Raw genomic sequence first — 2,405 nt, forward strand, 5'->3', positions numbered from 1 at the left:
CACTGCAAGGGTTCTCGGCGGATAATTTTAGAAATCGATCGAGAACCTCAAGATTTGCAAGTTGTGTGGCGGCTAGATTCGATCGCTAGACTTATTCAGCAAGCCCTACTTAGTCATGCTTTTGTCACCTTAACAGGGGTACTCTATAGCGACAAGCCCAGTTGCAAAGACTAGGAAGCGGTACCAAATTTTTAATGGAAACCAGGACGGTATCGGCGTTAATGGGCAACAGAAAAAAGCTGTAGCGAATAAGATGGTTTGGAGGCGGACTGCAAAGATAAAATCGTGGTGTGTGATGGATTTATTAAAATACACGACACTAAGCATTAGTCCTGGCACCAGAAGCGTGATACAGACACTCCAATACAGGAATGCTTCTATCCTACGTTCGAGTTCGATTCTCTGTGGCGATCTCTGTTTTCTTCTGGGCATACTGAATATTACAGCAAGTTTTATTATACCTCAATGATATGAGACGACTGTGCTAACGTCAATAAGTATGAGTGTTAGAAAAAGTGAGTATTGAAATCGATTAGTGCCGAAAAAATGAGTGAGTAACCAATTGGTTACTCACTCATTTAACTAAAAGCTATGCTCGTTAAGCCATTTCATAGCTTCTTCGTGTGCGAATTCACACGCTCTTTCCCATTTCAGATCGTCGATACGTTCTTGGAGTGCGATTATTTCTTCTACATCCGTAGGGATAGATGTAAAGGTTTCGTCAACAGCAGGTAAGTACATGGTATTTTCACCACTAAACATCATTTAGTTGAAGCTTTGCTGCGACCGCCGAAGACGGCGCGCAAGCTTCGCATATTGAGGTCGCGCTCTAACCATATACCGATGATTTGTTGGCATTCATCGGTATATGGTTAAGAATTGCTTGACAAGATATACTTCGATTTCTCCTATTTATCTATTTACTAATAGTTATTTGTAGAAAAATCGTTGGATTTGGCTCTCTGATATTAGCCGCATAAGCAACGGCGGTTAGAGGATTATTACTGTTGCAGTATTTGATGTTCCCCCTGCCACGAGATAGCCCAGCAGCGGCACTATCGGCAGAATACAGCAAGTCCCAAATCAGTGGCTTTGTTAGAGCGCGAGACTTAATGCCGAAGCCATGTAATCGCAGATCGGGGCGTACCGACTTAATCTGAAGTAAGATTTGGGCGATTTGCTGTGGCGGCAGGTGGGCGATGTTGCCCACTCCTACCCATTGACCCTGAGCTAGACGCTTGCCATAATCTTCGAGATGGCAAACATAGTCGAACGCGAAGCGCGCCGCCAAGGCGGTCGGTCGATCGCCTTGTAAAACTGGCATCAGGTAAGTTAGCAGATTGTGAGCGAGAAGTCGATCGTAGCGATCTATAGTCAACTGTTGATGCTGGTAAATTGACATGTTCGTGATTTTGAGGATCGATCGATGGCACAACCAATCTTGGCTCACCCAAGCATCCAAGCAGCCGTGATGCTGCCAAGTTTTGACAAGGGTGGCATAGATATCGATCGGTAAATGTTGACCGTGTGAATGGAACCTTGAATATGTACCACAGTCTAAGATCCAGTTTTGAATTGGGAATAAACTGCGACGCGATTGCAATCTAGGGGCAGAAACTAAGCAGCGGGGAAAGTGCTTAGTACCACTTTTCCCGCTATTAATTTGATGCCAGCCGCTGTAGAAGTGCTGCATGGTTAGAATAGAGATAGTTGAGGTTGTTGGCGATCGACAGTGCAAAATACTCGGTTATCACTTACAACTAAGAAGTGAGCAGATGATAAACGCTCATTGCTATCTTTCCAAGTAAAGTAAGGCTGAGAATACGGGCAATAATAAATTTCTCGAAGCTCGGCATGGGGAATCGATACGGAGGAAGGATCGAGTAAAATTCCGATCGAATAGGCGTGGACATTCTTTCGATCGCTCGCAATCACTCTTTGTCGTCCTGGCTCGGAGACATAGAATTGAGGCAACTTAATGACTACATCAGTTACATGACCGATGACTAACCAGCTTTTATTAATTTGCTGTTGTAAGCTCATTTTGTGGTTTAAAAGATTGCGATAGATTCGAGTAGGTAAATTCCGGCAGATTGCCCAATCTACTTGTTTGGTTCTAGACATAATTTTTGGTTTGGAGGATAAACAAAACTGCCAGCACGTTAACGCGCTGACAGCTTATGGTGTGCTTGGATTAGCTATGAATCTATAGTTGGACTTCATTCAGACAAAAGCGTTTGCTTTTTCAATGACACCATCCTTTGGATTGTTTTCATCTACTAAGACATTCATCTTTCCACTGTAAGATCCGATTTGATATTTAACTATTGCAGTTTGCATGAGGTTGTTGCTCCAACAAAGTATTGTATGAGTTAATAATTTCGGTATCAGTCATATCGTGCAGT

The 2,405-nt window shown here is 43.2% G+C and carries 2 protein-coding genes; both read right to left on the reverse strand.

Annotation, left to right across the window (positions count from 1 at the left end):
- Positions 1–916 precede the first annotated feature (916 nt).
- A complete protein-coding gene (locus ACEW9J_RS04565; RefSeq protein WP_373543955.1) occupies positions 917–1,693 on the reverse strand; it encodes a hypothetical protein in 777 nt (258 codons plus the stop codon).
- A 2-nt stretch (positions 1,694–1,695) separates the two neighbouring features.
- Positions 1,696–2,124, reverse strand: coding sequence for a hypothetical protein (locus ACEW9J_RS04570; RefSeq protein ID WP_373543956.1), 429 nt, complete (start codon positions 2,122–2,124; stop codon positions 1,696–1,698).
- Between the last annotated feature and the right edge of the window lie 281 nt (positions 2,125–2,405).

This window comes from Chamaesiphon sp. (assembly GCF_041737865.1).
In the GTDB taxonomy this organism is placed as follows: domain Bacteria; phylum Cyanobacteriota; class Cyanobacteriia; order Cyanobacteriales; family Chamaesiphonaceae; genus Chamaesiphon.

Coding starts and splice junctions, on each gene's coding strand:
- ACEW9J_RS04565 (WP_373543955.1), bottom strand. CDS start 1,693: ATGCAGCACTTCTACAGCGGCTGGCATCAAATTAATAGCGGGAAAAGT.
- ACEW9J_RS04570 (WP_373543956.1), bottom strand. CDS start 2,124: ATGTCTAGAACCAAACAAGTAGATTGGGCAATCTGCCGGAATTTACCT.